This window comes from Kribbella sp. NPDC051936 (genome assembly GCF_040680955.1).
In the GTDB taxonomy this organism is placed as follows: Bacteria; Actinomycetota; Actinomycetes; order Propionibacteriales; family Kribbellaceae; genus Kribbella.
The window spans coordinates 1-19756 of sequence record NZ_JBFAXS010000001.1; the positions used below are offsets into that span (position 1 = coordinate 1).

Sequence of the window (19756 nt, forward strand, 5' to 3'; positions counted from 1 at the left end):
CAGGATCAAACTCTCCGTTGAAAAATATGACAAACCAGCAAAGCTGGAGAGCCGACAATCGAAAAGCGATCCTTTGAATCAGAAACAAAACCATTAACTGGCTTGTCATCCGTAATAATTTCAAAGGAATCCACCCACAGACAAACAACAACCCACACCCCAAGATCAAAGACCCAGGGCTAGGAGAAGTCATCCAACGCCTGTGGACAGGGTTAATGCATCTTTCGGCATTGACTTTCGGCACGCTGTTGAGTTCTCAAGAATCGGACGCACACCGCGCTTCGCACTCTCGTTCGAAGCTCCGGGGCAACCCGCCAAACTTTACTGTTTCGGTCCGAGCCGGTCAAATCGGCCCTTTTCGACCCAGCCTCCCTACACGACTCAGCGCCCGAAACCCGCCGAGGCGTGTTTCGGCTTCCGAGACCTTCAGGGAGTTTGCCGGAGCGACCGGCCGCTCTCGCGTCCCGCTTCGTTCCAACAGGAAGAACACTACTGGCATTCCGGGTTCAGATCCTAATCGGGGTCCCGGACCCTCTCGTCACGCCGCTCCGCGCGGCCGGAGCGCCAGTCCGCCGCCGGCTTCACGACGAAGGCCATTGCCTTGCACAGCGAGTACGCCAGCGCCTGCAACTGCTCGTCGGTCGGTCGATCCGGGCGCTCGACCTCAGCCGGGTACCCGGAGCGACGGCGAGTAGCCCCGCGCAGTTGGGCGCCACTGGAAGTGACTGGGCCGGCGGCCGGGTTGGGTAGGTGCGCGCAGGATGCGGGGTTCGGCCACGCCACTTGATGGTTGCTCGCCGAGAGGCGCTCGCGAGCGCCAGCTCGCAATCGCCGGCGGCACTCCGGCGATAGCCCGAGACTCTCCGGCGCCGGACGGGAGCAGGTGCACCGCGCTAAGCGGAGGTGGGTGGGTGCGCGCGGAGCAGGTGCGCAGAGGACCACGTGCGCAGAGGACCACGTGGGCTGAGGAGCAGGTGGGCTGAGGAGCGCAGCGAGGATGTAGGTGGCTCGGAGCACGCGTGGGCTGGCTGCCTGCAGCATTCACCCCGTTGCAACAGCCGGAAGGCCGGTCGAGCGGGTGCTCGGCCGGCCTTCTCGGGAAGGGTGTTGCGGGTTACTTGGTGCCGAAGACCTGGATTTCGGTCATGTCGGTGAACTGGCAGCCGCCGAAGGCGCCTGCGGGGCAGTTGTTCTGGAAGTCCGGGACCTGCGGGCTGAGCATCCAGAAGCGGACGTACTGGACGCCGGTCGTGTTGCCGGTCGGCGTGACCAGGTTGTACTTGCCGCGGTTGGTGGCGTCGAAGGTGCCCTCGGCCGCGGTGGCCCAGGTGGTGCCGTCGGCCGAGGTCTGGATCCGGTACTGACCGGTCGAGGCGCTGCCCGGGTCGCCACAGGTGTTGGACGGGTCGACGTTGAACGCGCTGACGGTGACCGACGCCGGCAGCTTGATGTCGACGTACTTCGGCACCATCTGGTTGGTCGGGGTGCCGTTGTCGTCACCGGTGGTGCTGCCCCAGCCGGTGCCCTGTGCGTTGTCGATCGCACCGCCCGGGCCGCAGTTGAAGGAGCTGAAGTCCGGACCGTTGAAGTCGACGACCGAACCGCCGCCGGACGCGGCCGCCCAGTTGCGGCGCGGCGCGAAGTTCGCCTTGCTGCCCGCGGAGACCTTGACGGACTGGACGATCAGCTCGTAGCCCGGTGCGGACACGACGATCTTCGGGTACGTGCCGGGTGCCACGTTGCTGATGCTGTAGTTGCCGGCAGCATCCGTGGTGCCCGCGTAGTCGCCGGCGTAACCGGACGAGTGACCGCCGACGTAGACGAGCGCGCCGGCCACCGGAGCGCCGGTGTCCTTGTCGGTCACCGTGCCGCTGAGCGTCGTGGTGGCGCCTGTCGGCGGCTTGTGGAAGTCCTCGGCCGGGAAGGCGTCGCCGCCGTCCACGACACCGGCGTACCAGCCCATGCCACGGTTGGCGAACACGGTCCAGATGACGTCGGCGTTCTTGCCGCCGCTGGCGACCAGGTCGGCCTGGACGACCGCGTTGCGCATGTCGAGCATCGTCGGGTCGTTCGGCGACAACTCCATCGCGCGGGTGATGATGCTCATCGCGTAGCTACGGCCGAAGCGCTCGCGCAGGTCCCACAGGGTCTGCGCCCAGACCTCACCGGAGGCGTGTACCTCGGGCGCGCCGCCGATGGTCGGGAAGTCGGCGTAGGTGTAGCCGCCCTTCGAACCGTCGGGCTGCACGCAGTTCGGGCTGACCGCCTTCACCCGGCAGTCGATCGCCTGGGTGCGGAACAGCTCGCCGTGCGAGACGTACTTGCCCTCGAGGACCTCACCCGCAGCGGTGGTGTCCTTCTCCAGGCCGTGCGAGACCAGGTAGTCCATCGCGTAGAAGTCGCTCCACGCCTCGCCCATCGAGCCGGCCTGGATGCTGTTCAGCGTGGAGTTCCCAGTGGCGTCGACGACCAGGCGGTTCGACAGACCGTGGGTGTACTCGTGGTACAGGATGCTGGCGTCGTTGGCGCCGCTGGCCGGGACCCAAGGCTCCTGCTCGTCGGTCGTGCCCGGCTGGTGCCACAGGTACATCTGCATGGTCGGCGGGGTGCCGTCCGGCGGGGTCGACATGTTCGCGTTGTCGATGTGGTTGGCGTCGGGGCCGCCGTTCGCGGCGGTGGCCGCTCCGTCCAGCGCGTTCAGCAGCACCGGGTCGCCGCCCGCGGCGTCGAACGAGCCGGCCGCCGGGGTGAAGCTGATCGGCGCCTTCGCCAGCCAGTCGTGGAAGTTGCTGGCCAGGTAGAACGCGTTCGTGACGTCCTGGTTCATGTTCGTCTTCCAGGAGTCCGGCTTCGCCGGGTCCCAGGTGCAGATGTACGACGTGGAGCAGAGCGAGGACGCGCTCTGGAACGGGGTCAGCTTGTACTCGGCGCCGGTCTTGGTGCCGGGCACCTTGACCGTCTCGCCGCCGTTCGGCTGGTTGTCGTCGTTGACGTCCGCCCAGGCCGCGACCGACGTACCGTCGAGGAGGGTTTTCGCGTTCTTGGGCAGCCACTTGTTGTAGATCAGGTTCTCGACCCGCTGGGTGCCGCCCTTGGGCGCGCCCGGGTAGTTGTCCTGGACCAGCGCGTCGCCGTTGCCCTCGCTGACCAGGTCCTTGCGGTACAGCGTGGCGCCGGTCTGGGCGTCGACGACGTGGCTGTAGATCTTGGTGCCGCCGGAGTTGGTGTAGGTCAGCCAGCCCTTGCGCAGACCGTCGGCGGTGTGGAACCACACCTGCTTGGCGGTGTCGCCGTTGCTGAACTTCGTGCTGACACCGGACGTGCTCGCGGTCGCGGACTTCGCGCTGCCGCCGACGTCCTTGACCGCGGCGCTGCGCGCGCCCTCGGCCGAAACCTTCGGCGTGCCCGCGGCGGACCGGGACTGCGCGGCGGTGGTCAGGCCGGAGACCGGCGAGCCCATCACGGAGATCAGTTGGCCGGTCTTGGTGACGTTGGCCTTGAGGCCGTTGCCGAACACCTCGACGCCGTCCACGACCTGCGTCCAGAAGATGTGGTGGGTGCCGAGGTCGTCGACGTAATCCTTGCGCAGCTTCAGCGTGCCGAGGTCGGCGTCGGAAAGCTTGAAGACCTCCGGGTGGGCCTTCACGTAGCCGAGGGCAACGTCCGTGGCCTTCTTGGCGCTCTTACCGGTGAGGAAGCCGTTCAGCTTGGTGACCTGGGCCGGGGTGCCGGTGTTCGGGTCGACCTCGACGACACCCTGGGTGCCGAGCGAGTCGCGGAACTTCTTCGCGGCCGCGGTCTCCTTGCCCTCGACCTTGGCGGAACGGGCATAGGTGGTGCGGGCGTTCGGCGTCCGGGCGTCGTAGTTGCCCTTCCGCTCCTTGCCGGCGTCCTGCTTCTCGGTCTGCGCGGGCTTCTTGCCCTCGGCACCGGCCGTCTGTGCGGCGTCCGCCCCAGCGGCGGTCATCGCCAGCACAGTGGCGGCGGCGGAGACGGCGGAGACTGCCAGGAGCCCCCGCCCTCTGCGTGATGTTGTCACAGCAAATCTCCATGGAGTTCGTGTCTGCGGGTCGCCATCCACGACCCGTCCCGGGGGCTGACCCTAATTCCGAGGGGGGTTCCGGGGAAGGGAAATCACCGGATTGTCGTGGAGTCGAGGGTTGTCCTTCGTGCTCGGAACAGTACTAAGAACGATCGGGCGATTGCACGCAGCAATCGCCCGATCGCTGCCTGTGTCGAATCAGAAGGCTCCGGCGCCGTTCGGCGTACCGAGGCCGGTCGGGCCGTCCCAGCCGGTGCGGGCGTTGCACCACTGCGTCGTCGGGCACGAGCCGTTGCTGCCGCTCGTCACGTCGAACAGCGAGCCCGGGTGGGCGTACGGCAACGCGTTCGCGTAGCCGGCCGTGTTGCCGGACAGCGCGTAGACCGCCGCGATGATCGGCGCGGCCTCACTCGTCCCGCCGAACTGCGCCCACGTCGACGCCGTCTTGCTGGTCGGGTAGTAGATCGCCATGCCGCCCTTCGACGGGTCGGACGCCGCGGACACGTCGGCCATCGCGCGCTTGGCGCAACCGGTGTCGAACGACGCCGCGGCGCTGAGCGCGGTGTTGTACGACGAGCAGCCCGACCCGGCGCCGCTCCACACGGACTCGCTCCAGCCGCGAGAGTTGCTGGCGGCAACCAACGACGTACCGCCGACGGCCGTGGTGTACGACGAGGACGCCGGGTAGCTGCCGCCCTGGTAGCCGTTGTCACCGGTCGACGCGGTGACCGCGATGCCCGGGTGGTTGTAGTAGCTGCCGTACGTCGCGTCGGACGCGTCGCCGCCGCCGTAGCTGTTGGAGATGGCAACGACACCCGGCTGCTTGGACGCCGTCACGACCGCGGTGCCGAGGTCGGCGAAACTCGCCGAGTTGGCCTGGACGACGACGATCTTGGCGTCCGGTGCCGCGGCCGAGACCGCGTCGACGTCGAGCGCCTGCTCACCCGCCCAGCCGGCGTTGAACCGCGGCAGCGACGTCCCGCCGGTCTGGTTGATGATCCGCAGGCAGCCGTTGGCCGTCGTACACGCCGACAGCCCGAACTGCGACCGGTAGACACCGAGGTCGCGCTCCAGGTTCGGGTAGCCGTACGCGTCGACGATGGCGACCGTCCGGCCGCCGGCGCTCAGGCCGTTCAGCTTGTACGCGTCCCGCAGGCCGCTCGGCGTCAGGCCGGTCGACGGCGGTGTGGTGGACGCGGGCGCGACGCCCTTGTCGTTCACCAGCTTGATCGCGTCGCAGACCGCGGTGTGCGCGGCCGTGGTCGCCGAGCAGACCTTCGCGGCGTGCTTCCCGGCGGTGTACGGGGTGGGGGCCGCTGCGGCTCCCGATGCGGTCAGTCCGACGACGGCGAGTGCACCGACGCTCAGGGCGGACACGAGAATCCCTTGCCTCAACTGGACTCCTCGAGTTACGGCAGGCCTCCGCATCGCGGTCCCGTGCGGCCGGTGGGCGGAGGCCGGCGTGATTGGGGGTGATCGCATCGTGCGCCCGCCGGACCGCGGATGCCAGCGATCGGACCGCTGACAAATGTCATGGGCGGATCCATGACACCCGCCCCGGCGGACACCGTTTTCGCGCTTGATCGTGGGCCCCGCGACCGTTCGCGCCGTAGTGAAGGTTTCCCCGTGAGTTTCCCGGCGCCCGACCCTTGACACCGTTTCGCCCGGCAGGACTATGCTCCGGAGAAATCGATTTCCCGCGAGAGAGGTCCGCTCATGGATCACCCCCCGCTCAGTCGGCGACGGTTCCTCCAAGCCACCGGAGGTACGGCGCTCGCCGCCTCGCTGGCCGCCTGCGGAGGTGGCGGCAGCGGGGGCGGCGGCTCGTCCACCAAGGAGCTGTCGTTCGTCTACATGGGCACGGCCGAGCAGCAGGCGACCTGGAACAAGCTGTTCGCGAAGTTCACCGAGCAGCACCCGGAGATCAAGCTCAAGGCCGAGGGCATCCCGCTGTCGAACTGGGGCGACTTCTTCAACAAGCTCTCCACCCGGATCGCCGGCGGCCAGGTGCCCGACGTCATCCAGATCGCCACCGAGGGCCAGCGGCTGTTCGCGTCCAAGGGCCTGCTCGCGCCACTCGACGACTACATCAAGAAGGACCAGTCGACGATCGACGAGTACTACGGCGACATGGACCCGAACCTGATCGAATGGGACAAGAAGTACGCCTCCACCGACGGCAAGACGTACTACCTGCCGGGCGAGTTCAACACGATGTGCATGTGGTACTCGAAGGAGCTGTTCGCGAAGGCCGGCGTACCGGAGCCGAGCGCGCAGTGGACCTGGGACGACTTCCGGCACGCGTGCGAGCAGATCAAGGCGAAGACCGGCGCGTTCGGGTACGCCGCCGGGCCGGAGTACTTCGCGGCGATCATGCCGTGGCTGCTCACGAACGGGACCAGCAGCTTCAGCGAGGACTGGTCGACGCCGACGTACGACGACCCGAAGGTGATCGAGGCGGCGGACTTCAACCGGAAGCTGGTGGCGGACAAGCTGTCGCCGGCGCCCGGCGGCACGTTCGACGCGACCACCGCGGCGGCGCAGGGCAAGCTGGCGATGTTCGGCGGCGGACGCTGGCCGATCATCAGCATCCGGAACCTGAAGGCGACCGCGAAGATGGGCATCGTGCCGTGGCCCACGAAGGTCGGGCAGGGCTCGCCGGTCGGCTGGAACGGCTACCCGATCCTGAAGGCGTCGAAGAAGAAGGACGACGCCTGGACGTTCATCAAGTTCCTGATCTCCAAGGAAGGCTCGTCGACGTTCGCCCAGCTCGGCGGCACCATCGTCCCGGCGCGCAAGTCGATCGCGAACAGCCAGTCGTTCCTCACCGACGCGCCCAAGGGGACCGAGTACCTGTACGAGGCGCTCAGCTACGCGACCCCGATCCCGTCGCCGGACAAGGGCGCCGCGATCCAGCGGGCGATCGAGGACGGCTGGAAGCAGGTCCTGACCGGCAACGCCGCGCCGGCCGACGCGCTCGGCAAGGCGCAGACCACGCTGGAGGGATTGGTCTGAAACCCCACCTGAAGCCGCAGCGTCGCGACTGGCTGCCGGGCTACCTGTTCATCAGCCCGGCAGTCCTGTTGTTCGTGGTCTTCGTCGCACTCCCCCTGGTCGCCGCGTTCGGCCTCAGCCTGTTCCACTGGGACCTGCTGAGTACGCCGGAGTTCGCCGGCCTGGACAACTTCCGGCAGCTGGTGTCGGACTCGGCGACCGTCCGCGCGGTGCTCAACACGTTCGTCTTCGCGCTCGCGTCGGTGGTCACCCACATCGGGTTCGGCATGCTGCTCGCGCTCGGCGTCCACCGGACGATGACCCGCGGGACAAAGTATTTCGTCCGAACGGCGTACTTCTTCCCGTTCCTGGTCTCCTGGGCCGCGGTCGCACTGATCTGGAAGTACGTCCTGGACCCCGCCTTCGGGCTGGCGAACTACTACCTCTCGTCGACGACGAACTGGCTGGCCTCGCCGACGTGGGCGCTGCCGACGCTGATCGCGGTCGACTGGTGGCACACGATCGGGTACACGTTCATCATCCTGCTGGCCGGCCTGCAGACCGTGCCGGCGCAACTGCACGAGGCGGCCCGCGTGGACGGCGCGAACGCGTGGTGGCGGTTCTGGGGCGTGACGCTGCCGGTGATGTCGCCGACGATCTTCTTCGCCACCGTGATCACCTTCATCGGCGCGTTCCAGATCTTCGACCCGATGGTGATCATGACCCAGGGCGGCCCGGACGGCGCGACCCGCAGCATCGTGCAGTACACCTACGAGAAGGGCTTCCAGTCCTTCGAGGTCGGGTACGCCGCGGCGCTGTCGCTCGTGCTGTTCGTGGTGATCATGGTCGTCACCGGCCTGCAGTTCCGCCTGTCGCGCCGGTGGGTGCACCAGTGAAGGGGAAGCTGCTCGACCTCGTGCTGGTGCTCGGCGGCGTGGTGATGATCGCGCCGCTGGTGTGGCTGGTCGTGAACGCGTTGTCGGAGCCGATCGACGCGTTCCAGTTGCCGCCGCGGTGGATTCCGCGGCCGCCGACGCTGCAGAACTTCGAGCAGGTGCCGGACCTGGTCCCGTTCGCGCAGATGGCGTGGAACAGCCTGCAGATCGCGGTCCTCACGACCGCCGGCGCGTTGCTGACCAGCGCGCTGGCGGCCTACGCGTTCAACCGGCTGCGGTTCCCCGGGCGGGACCAGATCTTCTCGGTGCTGCTGGCGGCGCTGGTGGTGCCGGTGCAGCTCACCGTCGTACCGATCTTCATCATGATGCGCTGGCTGCATCTCGTGGACACGACGGTGGCGATCTGGTTGCCGGCGCTGGTGAACGTGTTCGGGATCTTCTTCCTGCGCCAGTACATCGCGTCGATCCCGCGCGAGCTGGACGAGGCGGCGATCATGGACGGCGCCGGGCACTTCTGGATCCTGTTCCGCGTCATCCTGCCGCTGGCGCGGCCCGGGCTCACCGCGCTCGGGATCTTCGTGTTCGAGGCGTCGTGGAACAACTTCTTCTGGCCGTACATCTTCCTGTCGTCCCCGGAGAAGATGACCCTTCCGGTCGGCCTGGTCTCGCTGCAGGGCGCGGTCGGCGGCGGCCCAGCCGTCGTACTGTTCGCCGCCATCACCCTGGTCGTCCTGCCGATCCTCGTGCTGTTCCTGATCTTCCAGCGGTCCTTCATCGCGTCGATCGCGTCGACTGGCCTGCGCGCATGACCTACCTACCTCGGGCCTTCAAGGCTCTGTGGCACGAGCTCCCGGTGCTGGTTGCCGCAGGAGTCCTGGTCTGTCTGTCCTCCGGCCTCGTCGTCCTCGTCAGCCCTGGCCTGTCCCCGATCAGCCTTCTGCTCGGCGCCCTGCTGGTCGGACCGGCGTGGGCAGCCGTGACCGCGACGACCGACTCCATCGTCCGGGACGACCGCGGGGGCGTCCTGCTCCTACTCCAGAACCTCAAGCGTCACGCCCTGGCCGGCCTTGAGGTCGCCTGTGTGCCGGCCGTCATCGCCGCGCTGGCGCTGCTCAACTGGCAGCTCAGTTCCAGCGCGGTCTTCGCGATCCCACTGGCTGTCAGCGGTTGCGCGACTACGCTCGCCCTGCTCGGCTCCTGTCACGCCTTTAGCCTGCGTGTGACCACGGGCCTGCGCGGTAAGACGCTCTGGCTCACGGCGCTGCACCTCGCAGCACGAGCCCCGCTGGTGCCCCTCGGCGTACTCGCACTGGTCTTTGTCGCCTTGCTCCTCGGCACCTCCGTGACCGCATCACTACTTCTGCTCGCCCCCGGTCCGGTGGCGTTGTTCGCCTCCGCCGGTACATGGACGGAGAGACATGCACTACACCGGTGACAACCTTCGACACTTCGCGCTGCCGCTGGGAGGTCTCGGCACCGGCACTGTCGCGCTGGCCGGCAACGGTGCGCTGCGGCAGTGGCAGCTGCACAACATCGGCAACCACGAGGGCCATGTGCCGGACAGCTTCTTCGCACTCCGCCTGTCCCGCGTGGAACCTCCGCTGGATGCGATCCGCCTCCTCCAGGGTCCACCGTCCGAGCCCACCGACACCCCGCTCGTCACCGACGACGTAGTCCCGGCCGCAGAGCGCCGACTGCAGGACGTGATCCGGCCGATCGGCCCGACCAAGGTCACCGCGACGTATCCACAGGCACATGTGGACTACGAGACGGACCTGCCGATCGAGCTCGGCCTGGACGTCTTCAACCCGCTGGTGCCGTCCGATGCCGCGGCCAGCTCGCAGCCTGTCGTCGGGTTCACGTTCACGCTGCACAACCCGGGCGAGATCGCCATCCACGGCAAGCTGGCCGGCGCGCTGCAGAACTCGGTCGGCTGGGACGGCGTCACACCCATCGACGGGGTAGCGAACAGCGGGTACGGCGGTAACACGAACCGCGTCCGGCACGCAGCCAACTGGACCTACCTGGTGCTCGAGAACGCCACGCTGCCCGTCGACCACCCCGGATCGGGGCAACTGGTGCTTGCCACTGACAGCCCGGGACTGGTGTGTGCGCAGTGGGCTCGGGCCGAGGAGCTGGTTGCCTTTCTCAACGGGCCAGTGACGCCGGCGGCCGGTGCCAGTGCGTCAGGGAGCACCTGGAACGGTGGGCTGGCCGTCCCGTTCAACCTCCAGCCGGGCGAGACCACGCAGGTCCGGTTCCTGATCGCGTGGCACTTCCCGAACCGATATGTCGACTTCAACCAGTTCGGCCCGCACCCGGAGTACGGTCACAGTCGCTTCTGGCTGGGCAACGCGTACACCCGTCGTACGCCGGACGCCGTCGCCGCGGCCGACTCCTTCATCGCCAACTGGTCCGAGCTGAACGCGCAGACCACAGCGTGGACCGAGGCGTTCGAGTCGAGCACCCTGCCCGGCGAGACCGGCCCGCGGCTCGCTGCGCTCGTGGCCGACGTACGGAGTCCAACTGTGTTCCAGACCGCGGCCGGCGACGTACTGGGCTTCGAAGGTGTGCTCGGTGCGTCCACAGCGATGTGGGGCGGCCGGTACGGCGGCTCCTGCCCACTCAACTGCACACATGTGTGGAACTACGAGCAGACGCTCTCCCGCCTCTTCCCGTCGCTCGAGCAGAACATGCGTGACACGGAGTACGAGGTCATGCAGGCGCCGGAGGGCTACATCCCGCACCGGGTCCGCGCACCGCTCTACATGAAGCAGCTGTGGGACGTGGTGATCGGCGGCCCGGAGGAGCCCGCTCTGGACGGCATGCTCGGCGCCGTACTCAAGACATACCGTGAGGTGCGCCAAGGAGCCGGTCTGGACTGGCTACGCAGTCGCTGGCCCAACGTCGTACGCCTGCTCGACCACATCCACGGCAAGTGGCTGCAGGACGGCGTACTGCGTGGCATCCAGCCCAGCACGCACGACATCGACCTGTGTGGTGTCAACTCGTTCATGGGCACGCTGTGGCTGGCCGCGCTGCGTGCTGCTGAGGAGATGGCGGTGCTGCTCGGCGAGGACGCCAAGGAGTACCGCAGCCTGTTCGATGCGGGCAGCACGGCGTATGACGAGCTGCTGTTCACCGGCGAGTACTACCGGCAGATCCTGGACCCGGACGAAACCCGCGACTTCCAGTGGGGCGATGGCTGCCTGGCGGACCAGCTGATCGGTCAGTGGTGGGCACACCAGCTCGATCTCGGCCACCTGCTCCCGGAGGACCACGTCCGTACGGCGCTCCGCAGCGTCGTCCGGCACAACCTGCGGACCGGGTTCCACGACTTCGAGCACCCGTACCGCGTCTTCGCCGACGGCGACGACACCGGCCTCCTGATGTGCACCTGGCCGCACGGCGGTCGCCCCGACGTACCCACGCGGTACTGCGACGAGGTCTGGACCGGCTCGGAGTACCAGGTCGCCGCGCACTGCCTCTACGAAGGCCTCACCGACGAGGGCATGTCCATCCTGCAGGGCCTCTGGGCCAGGTACGACGGCACCCGCCGCAACCCGTTCAACCCCATCGAATGCGGCGACCACTACATCCGCAACGCGGCCGGCTGGTCCGTCCTGGAAGCCCTCACCGGCTACCGCTACAACGCGATCACCAAGTCCATCACCTTCGCCCCACTCGACCTGGCCCGCACAACGGAGTCCTGGAGCACCCCCTTCGTCACCAACACCGGCTGGGCCACCGCCACCTACGCCTCAGGCGCACTCACCGTCACCTGCCAATCCGGCCACCTCGACCTGCGAACCATCACGGTCGACAGCGCCGCCTACCCGATCGACGCCCCGATCGTGCCCGGAAATCCCTTGGTGATCACGACAACCTGACCTCTACGGTCGAGGCATGTCCCTCGTCGACCGTGCCGAAGCGCTGCAGGCCGAGGCCCAGGCCCTCTACCGGGCCCTGGACCTCGGCACCGCCTTCCCCTGGCAGCCGGTCCTGATCGGCAGCGCCCTTTCCGGCCTGATGGTCGACCGCGACCTCGACGTCATGTTCGACGCCCCCGACGCGGACGCCGCAACCATCCTGAACGGACTGATCACCCTGGACCGTCGGGTACCACTGCGCGCAGTCGACTTCCGCGACGAGCGCGCCGACCGCCGCCCGACACCGGCCCTCACCGACGAACGGTTCTACGCAGTCCTGCACACCGAAACCTGGAAGATCGACCTGACCTTCTGGCTCCATGTCGTCCCCCGACCCCACGTCGCGGAGGCGCTGCGGCTGACGAACGCGACCGCCGACCAGAAGCGGGAGATCCTGCGTCGCAAGAACGCGGACCCCGACCGGAACAGTTCGGCGATCTACGCCGCCGTGCTCGGGGCATGAGGGAGTGCCGGCCGTCCGGCAACGCCACCGGACGGTCGGCACTCGTTCAGAGGAGTCCGAGTTCTGCGGACTCTTGGTCGGTGAAGAGGCGGGAGCGGATCAGGAAGCGGATGCCCTCGGGGGCCTCCACCGAGAAGCCGCTGCCTCGGCCTTTCACCACGTCGACGATGAGCTGGGTGTGCTTCCAGTACTCGTACTGGTTCGCGGACATCCAGAAGGCGATCGGCTTCTCCACACCGTCAACGACCAGGTCACCGAGATGCACGTCCGCCGACCCCGTACGAAATTCCCCGTCCGGATAGCACATCGGCGCACTGCCGTCGCAGCAGCCACCGGACTGGTGGAACATCAGCGGACCGTGCATCCCGGTCAGGCGGCGCAACCACTGCGCCGCCTCGTCGGTGAGCAGCACCTTCGCCACCACGGGCTCAGAAGAACCCGAGCTTCGAAGGGCTGTAGCTGACCAGCAGGTTCTTGGTCTGCTGGTAGTGGTCGAGCATCATCTTGTGGTTCTCGCGGCCGATGCCGGAGTTCTTGTACCCGCCGAACGCCGCGTGCGCCGGGTACGCGTGATAGTTGTTCGTCCAGACCCGCCCGGCCTGGATCTCCCGGCCGGCCCGGTACGCCGTGTTGATGTCGCGCGACCAGACCCCCGCGCCGAGGCCGTACAGCGTGTCGTTGGCGATCTTCATCGCGTCGGCGTAGTCGTCGAACCTGGTCACCGCGACGACCGGGCCGAAGATCTCCTCCTGGAAGATCCGCATCTTGTTGTCGCCCTCGAAGACCGTCGGCTGGATGTAGTACCCGCCGGCCAGGTCCCCGCCGAGCTCCGCGGGACCGCCGCCGGTGAGCACCCGGGCGCCCTCTTCCTTGCCGATCCCGATGTAGGCGAGGATCTTCTCGTACTGGTCGTTGCTCGCCTGCGCGCCCATCATCGTGTCGGTGTCGAGCGGGTTGCCGAGCTTGATCGCCTGGGTGCGCCCGACAGCGTCGGTCAGGAACGAGTCGTAGATCGACGACTGGATCAGCGCCCGCGACGGGCAGGTGCAGACCTCACCCTGGTTCAGCGCGAACATCGTGAAGCCCTCGAGCGCCTTGTCGTAGAAGTCGTCCCGGGTGGACGCGACGTCGGCGAAGAACACGTTCGGGCTCTTGCCGCCGAGCTCGAGCGTCACCGGGATGATGTTCTCGGACGCGTACTGCATGATCAGCCGGCCGGTCGTGGTCTCACCAGTGAACGCGACCTTGGCGACTCTGTTGCTCGAGGCAAGCGGTTTGCCGGCCTCGACGCCGAACCCGTTGACGATGTTCACCACACCCGGCGGCAGCAGGTCGTGGATCAGCTCCATCAGCACGTGGATGGAGGCCGGGGTCTGCTCGGCCGGCTTCAGGACGACGGCGTTGCCGGCCGCCAGCGCGGGCGCCAGCTTCCAGACCGCCATCAGGATCGGGAAGTTCCACGGGATGATCTGCGCGACGACGCCGAGCGGCTCGTGGAAGTGGTAGGCGATCGTGTCGTCGTCGATCACCGACACCGAGCCCTCCTGGGCCCGGAGCGCGCCGGCGAAGTACCGGAAGTGGTCGATCGCCAGCGGCAGGTCGGCGGCCAGCGTCTCGCGGACGGCCTTGCCGTTGTCCCAGCTCTCGGCGACCGCGAGCAGTTCGAGGTTGGCCTCGATCCGGTCGGCGATCTTGTTCAGGATGTTCGCCCGCTCGGCCGGCGACGTCCGGCCCCAGCCCGGCGCGGCGCCGTGCGCGGCGTCCAGCGCGGCCTCGACGTCCTCCGCCGTACCGCGGGCGATCTCGGTGAAGTTCTGTCCCGTGACCGGCGTCGGGTTCTCGAAGTACCGGCCTTTGACCGGCGGCACCCATTCGCCGCCGATGTAGTGCTCGTAGCGCGATTTGTACGTGACCGGGCTGCCATCCTGCCCAGGAGCTGCGAAGATCGTCATGGGTCCTCCTTCGGAACCGACGTTGGACGGGACACTAGGCACCGGCACGTTGCACGGACGTTGCACCGCGGAGTGAGGCTGGATGGACGCACCGGAGCAGGCCCGCCGGCTGAGCGGGCTGTACGACGAGGTGCTCGGCGGCGGCCGGGCCGCGGCCGACCCGCGTCCACTGGTCGCTGCGTCCTGGGAACGCTCACTGGCCGCGGCCGTCGACCCCGAGCTCGACGCGCCGCCGATGGTCCTCGACGAGGGCACCGTCGCCGAGTTGCGCGCCGACCATCCGCTGCGCGCCGTGCTGCCGGTGTTGCGGCAGACGCTGACGACGATCGCCGACGAGGCGTCGCACATCATGATCGTCACCGACGCCCAGGGGATGATCCTGTGGCGCGAGGGCGCCTCCGACGTCAAGCGGACGGCCGATCGGATCGCGCTGTCGGAGGGCGCGGTGTGGTCGGAGGACCAGATCGGCACCAACGGGATGGGGACGGCGCTCGCGGTCGGCGAGCCGGTCCAGATCCACTCGGCCGAGCACCTGGTCCGCCGGATCCACGAATGGACGTGTGCGGCCGCGCCGGTCCACGACCCCGACACCGGCAGACTGCTCGGCGCGGTCGACGTCTCCGGTCCGCTGCGGACGGTCCACCCCGCGATGGTCGCGCTGGTGACCGCGGCCGCCCAGCTCGCCGAGGGCCAGTTGAAGGTCCGGATGGCCGCGGCCGACGAGATGCTGCGGGCGCGCAACATGCGGCACCTGATGGCGCTCGGCGACGCGCCCGGCGCACTGCTGACCCCGACCGGCCGCGTCCTCGCCGTCCAGCCGCTCGAACGGTTGCCCGATCGCCTCGTCGTACCGGAAGGCGCCGACCGGATCGACCTCGGCGACGGGCGCGAGGGTCTGGTCGAGCGACTCGACGAGGGCTACCTGCTGCGCATGCCCGGCACGCCGGGACGCCGGGCGCGACCGTCCTTGCGGTTGAAGCTGCTCGGTTCGGGTCAGCCGATCGCGGTCGTCGGCGGCCGCGAGATCGCGCTGACGTTGCGGCGCGCCGAAGTCCTCGCACTGTTGTTACTACAGCCGACCGGGCTGACCGCCGAGCAGCTGATGCTCCAGCTCTACGGCGACGAGGGCAACCCGACCACGGTCCGCGCCGAGATGCACCGGCTGCGGAACCTCCTCGGCGGCGGCGTCCTGGACACCAAGCCGTACCGCATCGCCGCGGATGTCAGCAGCGACGTCACCGAGGTGCACACCGCTCTTCGCAACGGCGACCTCCACAAGGCCCTCGCGTCGTACGCCGGCCCGCTGCTCGCACGGTCCGAAGCTCCGGCGCTGCGCTCCGAGCGCGACGAACTCGACGCCACGCTCCGCCGCGCCGTCCTCGACACCGGCGACCCCGAACTCCTCTGGAAGTTCGCCCAGACGCCGACCGGCGCCGAGGACCTCGAGGTGTTCGAGACCCTCGACAGCGAGCTGCCCGCGGACGACCCACGCCGCCCGGCGGTCACGGCCCGACTGGCGCGTCTCGCCGATTGAGCGGACACCCACCACTCACCAACCTCCGCCGACAGCCCTCGGTGGTGTCCGGGTGAGCGTGAGCCCGCCCGGACGCCACCGGTTGGTGAGTGACTGAGGTCCGCCCTCACTCGCGACCGACAAGGATCCACATGTAGTCGCGGTTCTTGGTCGGGAAGGTGGCGGTCCGGTTGCTGATCTCCTTGGTCTTCTTGCAGTCGCTGGTCGTGTACTTCCAGCGCACGACCTGCACCCGCCAGGACTGCTTGAGCTGGTGCAACCGGCGGACCTTCCCGGCCGGCACCTCCGCCGTGTACGACCAGCTGTCGGTCACCGAATGGGACTTGCCCACGGTCTTGGAGTACTTGTTCTGGATCTCCGCGATCACCAGCGGGATGCTCACGCCCAGATCCCCGGACCACGACGAGTTCGACTCCGACGTCGCGGTCTTCTGGTAGGTGATCCGGCCCGGCCCCTCCATCCAGTCGCTGTACAGGTTCGTCCCGACGTACACCTCGTGACCGCCGCGGGTGTACCAGTTGACGGTGTTCGTGTCGCACTTGGCCGCGGCCGCCGTACCGGCAGGCACCACCAGACCGGTCGCGACCAGCACTCCAGCAGTGATTCCCCGACGAAGACGCATCGTTCTCTCCCACCGAAACCGATTGACAGGTACTGCGGTTGCAGTGGTTGGAAACTTACGAAGTGGCCTATGATGAAGGCAAGAAGTCTTCTGTAACGCTGTGTGTCGATTTGGTGACAGCCCAATTGGTGGCGTGACGAGCCCTACACAGACATGACTGACGAGTAACCAACCAATAACATCGCTGGTATGCAGATCCTCGCCATCGTCGTCTCGCTCGCGGTGACCCTGGTCGCCGTCGCGCTGTTCGGCAAGACGATCGGGCACATGGTGTCCGTCATCAAGCTCGGTCAGCCCGCCGGCCGGACCGACGAGCCGGGCAAGCGGACCGTCACCCTGGCCAAGGAAACCCTCGGCCACACCCGGATGCTGCAGTGGAGCCACATCGGGGTGATGCACTGGTTCGTCGCGTTCGGGTTCATCGGGCTGTTCCTCACCCTGGTGACAGCGTTCGGCCAGCTCTTCGACCCGCACTGGGCACTGCCGATCATCGGGCACTGGTTCGTGTTCGAGTGGGTCAGCGAGGCGCTCACCTGGACGGGTCTGCTGTCGATCGTCGGGCTGATCCTGATCCGCCTGCGGCATCTGCCGAAGGGCGCCGAGGGTCGCTACTCCCGGTTCTACGGTTCGACGTCGTGGCAGGCGTACTACGTCGAGTACACGATCCTCGGCGTGCTGGTCTGCATCCTGCTGCTCCGCGGCCTGGAGTACGAACTGAGCGGCGCCTCGAAGTTCCACTTCCCGATGACGTACTTCATCGGCAGCGGCCTCTTCGGCGGACTGAGCGAGCAGGGCCTGGAGAACGCGATCTACCTGGTCGCGATGATCAAGATCCTGATCTCGTTCGCCTGGATGATCACGATCTCGCTGAACGCCACGATGGGTGTCGCCTGGCACCGGTTCACCGCCTGGCCGAACATCTGGTTCAAGCGCAAGCCCGACGGCGGTACGGCGCTGGGGGCGCTGCAGCCGATCATGGTCAACGGCGCCCCGATCGACTTCGAGAACATCGACGAGCTCGACGAGGACGCGGCGCTCGGCGTCGGCAAGGTCGAGGACTTCACCTGGAAGGGCCTGCTCGACTTCACCACCTGCACCGAGTGCGGCCGGTGCCAGTCGCAGTGCCCGGCCTGGAACACCGACAAGCCGCTCTCGCCGAAGCTCGTCATGATGAACCTGCGCGAGCACGCGTACGCCAAGGCGCCGTACCTGCTGGCGTCCTCGGACGAGGAGCGGAAGTCGCTGCCGGAGCTGGTGCTCGCCGAGCAGGACAAGCCGCTGGTCGGGCCCGCGGACGTCGCGGTCATCGACGAGGAGGCGCTGTGGGCCTGCACCTCGTGCGGTGCGTGCGTCCAGCAGTGCCCGGTCGACATCGAGCACGTCGACGCGATCATGGACATGCGCCGGTACCAGGTGCTGATCGAGTCCTCGTTCCCGTCCGAGCTCAACGGGCTGTTCAAGGGCCTGGAGAACAAGGGCAACCCGTGGAACATGAACCCGTCCGGCCGGATGGACTGGGCCAAGGACCTGCCGTTCGAGGTCAAGCAGGTCGGCGCCGACGTCGAGTCGCTGGACGAGGTCGACTACCTGTTCTGGGTCGGTTGCGCGGGCGCGTTCGAGGACCGCGCGAAGAAGACCACGCAGGCAGTCGCCGAGCTGCTGAACATCGCCGGCGTCTCGTTCGCCGTGCTGGGCGACGGCGAGACCTGCACCGGTGACCCGGCGCGGCGGTCCGGCAACGAGTTCGTCTTCCAGCAGCTGGCGATGCAGAACGCCGAGGTCTTCAAGGAGACCAAGGTCCGCAAGGTCGTCTCCACCTGTGCGCACTGCTTCAACACCCTGAAGAACGAGTACTCGCAGCTCGGTGTCGAGCTCGACGTCATCCACCACACGCAGCTGCTGAACCGGCTGGTCCGCGACGGCAAGCTGACGCCGGTCGCGCCGACCGACAGCTCGCTCAACGGCCAGAAGATCACGTACCACGACCCGTGCTACCTCGGCCGCCACAACCAGGTGTACGACGCCCCGCGCGAGCTGCTCGACATCATCCCGGGCGCGGAGTACGCCGAGATGCCGCGGAACCGGACGAAGTCGTTCTGCTGCGGCGCGGGCGGCGCACGGATGTGGATGGAGGAGAAGCTCGGCACCCGCATCAACCTGAACCGCACGACCGAGGCGGTCGAGACCGGCGCCGACAAGATCGCCACCGGCTGCCCGTTCTGCCGGGTGATGCTGTCCGACGGCCTCACCGCGAAGCAGGCCGACGGCTCGGCCCGCGAGGCGGTCGAGGTCCAGGATGTCGCGCAGCTGCTGCTCGCCTCTGTAAAGCGTTCGGAAAGCTGATCTGCAACTAGCTGCAAACCCCTTCCTCCCCAGGCGGTCCAGACCATAAGATCCACCGTCTGCATCCCCTGGGGAGGAAAACGCATCATGAAGTTCCGTGCCGCCATCGCCACCGCGGCCGCCGTACCACTGACCCTCGGCCTCGCCGCCTGCGGCAACAACGAACCAGCCGCCACCGGCTACAAGCCATCCACACCGGCGACGACGCCGGCCGCGCAGAAGCCGGCCACCACCACCGCCAAGCCCGCGACGGTCGCCCGCCTCAACCGCGTGACGTTCGTCCCGGCGATGACGACGGCGATCGCCAAGCAGAAGTCGTGGCACACCACCGGCACGATGACCGTCAACGGCACACCTGCGATGACCATAGACGGCTACCAGACGACCAATCCCGTCGCGATGTCCATGGAGATGAGCGGCGCGGCCCTCGAGGGCAAGGTCGGCAAAGTCATCGTGGTCAAGGGCACCGCCTACGTGTCGATGCCCGGGCTGGCGCCGGCCGGGAAGTTCGTGAAGTTCAAGTCCGGCCTGAACAGCCAGCTGTCCGAACTGGTCGAAGGCGGCGACCCGACCAAGATCTACAAGTCCTTCGGCTCCAGCATGGTCAACGTCAAGTACGTCGGCGTCCAGACGGTGCTGGGACAGGCGCTCGACCGGTACGACGTGACCGTCAACACCGCGAAGGCACTCGCCGCGCAGGGCAAGAAGGTCCCGGAGGGCGTGCCGTCGACGCTGACCTACTCGATGTTCATGGACAAGACGCACCTGATCCGCCGGATGAGCTTCGAGATGGGCCCGGCGGAGATGGTGATGGACATGACCAGCTACAACAAGCCGGTGGACATCACGGCGCCGCCGGCGAGCAAGATCGTTTCGCAGTAACGGCCGGATTCGGTCATTTTCCCACCCTGATGTGTGAACTTCTCGTAATCTCCCGTTACGGATGTGATCACCTCGGGATGATCGGGTGGGTGGGTGCCG

Annotated in this window: 14 protein-coding genes; 9 read left to right on the top strand and 5 right to left on the bottom strand. The window is 67.6% G+C overall.

Going from position 1 to position 19756, the window contains the following annotated elements:
- Positions 1 to 1114 precede the first annotated feature (1114 nt).
- Both AB0L64_RS00005 and AB0L64_RS00010 read right to left on the bottom strand, forming a co-directional pair.
- On the bottom strand, positions 1115 to 3967 hold the full coding sequence (locus AB0L64_RS00005; RefSeq protein ID WP_363706046.1) for a M36 family metallopeptidase: 2853 nt from the start codon (positions 3965 to 3967) through the stop codon (positions 1115 to 1117).
- Between the two features lie 273 nt (positions 3968 to 4240).
- Positions 4241 to 5419, bottom strand: coding sequence for a hypothetical protein (locus tag AB0L64_RS00010; protein ID WP_363706048.1), 1179 nt, complete (start codon positions 5417 to 5419; stop codon positions 4241 to 4243).
- A gap of 339 nt (positions 5420 to 5758) precedes the next feature.
- On the opposite strand from AB0L64_RS00010, the gene AB0L64_RS00015 reads away from it, so the two are divergent.
- The 6 genes from AB0L64_RS00015 to AB0L64_RS00040 all read left to right on the top strand — a co-directional run bounded on the left by AB0L64_RS00015 (position 5759) and on the right by AB0L64_RS00040 (position 12324).
- Entirely contained in the window at positions 5759 to 7057 is a 1299-nt protein-coding gene (locus AB0L64_RS00015; protein WP_363706050.1) for an extracellular solute-binding protein, read from the top strand.
- A gap of 74 nt (positions 7058 to 7131) precedes the next feature.
- Positions 7132 to 7932, top strand: coding sequence for a sugar ABC transporter permease (locus tag AB0L64_RS00020; protein WP_363706053.1), 801 nt, complete (start codon positions 7132 to 7134; stop codon positions 7930 to 7932).
- Positions 7929 to 8741: a carbohydrate ABC transporter permease gene (locus AB0L64_RS00025; protein WP_363706055.1), complete on the top strand. Its 813-nt coding sequence runs from the start codon at positions 7929 to 7931 to the stop codon at positions 8739 to 8741. Before AB0L64_RS00020 ends, AB0L64_RS00025 begins: the two co-directional genes overlap by 4 nt.
- On the top strand, positions 8738 to 9367 hold the full coding sequence (locus tag AB0L64_RS00030; RefSeq protein WP_363706057.1) for a hypothetical protein: 630 nt from the start codon (positions 8738 to 8740) through the stop codon (positions 9365 to 9367). Before AB0L64_RS00025 ends, AB0L64_RS00030 begins: the two co-directional genes overlap by 4 nt.
- Positions 9351 to 11822, top strand: a complete 2472-nt coding sequence (locus tag AB0L64_RS00035; RefSeq protein WP_363706059.1) for a GH116 family glycosyl-hydrolase — start codon at positions 9351 to 9353, stop codon at positions 11820 to 11822. The genes AB0L64_RS00030 and AB0L64_RS00035 overlap by 17 nt, the downstream gene beginning before the upstream one ends.
- Before the next feature lie 16 nt (positions 11823 to 11838).
- Positions 11839 to 12324, top strand: coding sequence for a hypothetical protein (locus AB0L64_RS00040; RefSeq protein WP_363706061.1), 486 nt, complete (start codon positions 11839 to 11841; stop codon positions 12322 to 12324).
- A gap of 46 nt (positions 12325 to 12370) precedes the next feature.
- Here the strand turns inward: AB0L64_RS00040 and AB0L64_RS00045 are convergent, their stop codons facing one another.
- The gene (locus AB0L64_RS00045; protein ID WP_363706063.1) at positions 12371 to 12748 is read right to left on the bottom strand and encodes a DUF779 domain-containing protein; all 378 of its coding nucleotides are present in this window, start codon (positions 12746 to 12748) and stop codon (positions 12371 to 12373) included.
- Between the two features lie 4 nt (positions 12749 to 12752).
- On the bottom strand, positions 12753 to 14276 hold the full coding sequence (gene adh / locus AB0L64_RS00050; RefSeq protein ID WP_363706065.1) for an aldehyde dehydrogenase: 1524 nt from the start codon (positions 14274 to 14276) through the stop codon (positions 12753 to 12755).
- Positions 14277 to 14358: 82 nt separating this feature from the next.
- Between adh and AB0L64_RS00055 the strand changes: the two genes are divergently transcribed.
- On the top strand, positions 14359 to 15810 hold the full coding sequence (locus AB0L64_RS00055) for a GAF domain-containing protein (RefSeq protein ID WP_363706067.1): 1452 nt from the start codon (positions 14359 to 14361) through the stop codon (positions 15808 to 15810).
- Positions 15811 to 15916: 106 nt separating this feature from the next.
- Here AB0L64_RS00055 and AB0L64_RS00060 read toward each other — a convergent pair whose 3' ends face one another.
- Entirely contained in the window at positions 15917 to 16432 is a 516-nt protein-coding gene (locus tag AB0L64_RS00060; RefSeq protein WP_363706069.1) for a hypothetical protein, read from the bottom strand.
- A 189-nt stretch (positions 16433 to 16621) separates the two neighbouring features.
- Here AB0L64_RS00060 and AB0L64_RS00065 point away from each other — a divergent pair, with 189 nt between their 5' ends.
- On the top strand, positions 16622 to 18775 hold the full coding sequence (locus tag AB0L64_RS00065) for a (Fe-S)-binding protein (protein ID WP_363706071.1): 2154 nt from the start codon (positions 16622 to 16624) through the stop codon (positions 18773 to 18775).
- An 87-nt stretch (positions 18776 to 18862) separates the two neighbouring features.
- On the top strand, positions 18863 to 19657 hold the full coding sequence (locus tag AB0L64_RS00070; RefSeq protein ID WP_363706073.1) for a hypothetical protein: 795 nt from the start codon (positions 18863 to 18865) through the stop codon (positions 19655 to 19657).
- The last annotated feature ends 99 nt before the right edge of the window (positions 19658 to 19756 follow it).

Bases quoted from the DNA above. Each gene is read 5' to 3' on its own strand.
- AB0L64_RS00005 (WP_363706046.1), bottom strand. From the start codon at position 3,967: ATGACCGCCGCTGGGGCGGACGCCGCACAGACGGCCGGTGCCGAGGGC.
- AB0L64_RS00015 (WP_363706050.1), top strand. From the start codon at position 5,759: ATGGATCACCCCCCGCTCAGTCGGCGACGGTTCCTCCAAGCCACCGGA.
- AB0L64_RS00030 (WP_363706057.1), top strand. From the start codon at position 8,738: ATGACCTACCTACCTCGGGCCTTCAAGGCTCTGTGGCACGAGCTCCCG.
- AB0L64_RS00035 (WP_363706059.1), top strand. From the start codon at position 9,351: ATGCACTACACCGGTGACAACCTTCGACACTTCGCGCTGCCGCTGGGA.
- AB0L64_RS00040 (WP_363706061.1), top strand. From the start codon at position 11,839: ATGTCCCTCGTCGACCGTGCCGAAGCGCTGCAGGCCGAGGCCCAGGCC.
- adh (WP_363706065.1), bottom strand. From the start codon at position 14,276: ATGACGATCTTCGCAGCTCCTGGGCAGGATGGCAGCCCGGTCACGTAC.
- AB0L64_RS00055 (WP_363706067.1), top strand. From the start codon at position 14,359: ATGGACGCACCGGAGCAGGCCCGCCGGCTGAGCGGGCTGTACGACGAG.
- AB0L64_RS00060 (WP_363706069.1), bottom strand. From the start codon at position 16,432: ATGCGTCTTCGTCGGGGAATCACTGCTGGAGTGCTGGTCGCGACCGGT.
- AB0L64_RS00065 (WP_363706071.1), top strand. From the start codon at position 16,622: ATGCAGATCCTCGCCATCGTCGTCTCGCTCGCGGTGACCCTGGTCGCC.
- AB0L64_RS00070 (WP_363706073.1), top strand. From the start codon at position 18,863: ATGAAGTTCCGTGCCGCCATCGCCACCGCGGCCGCCGTACCACTGACC.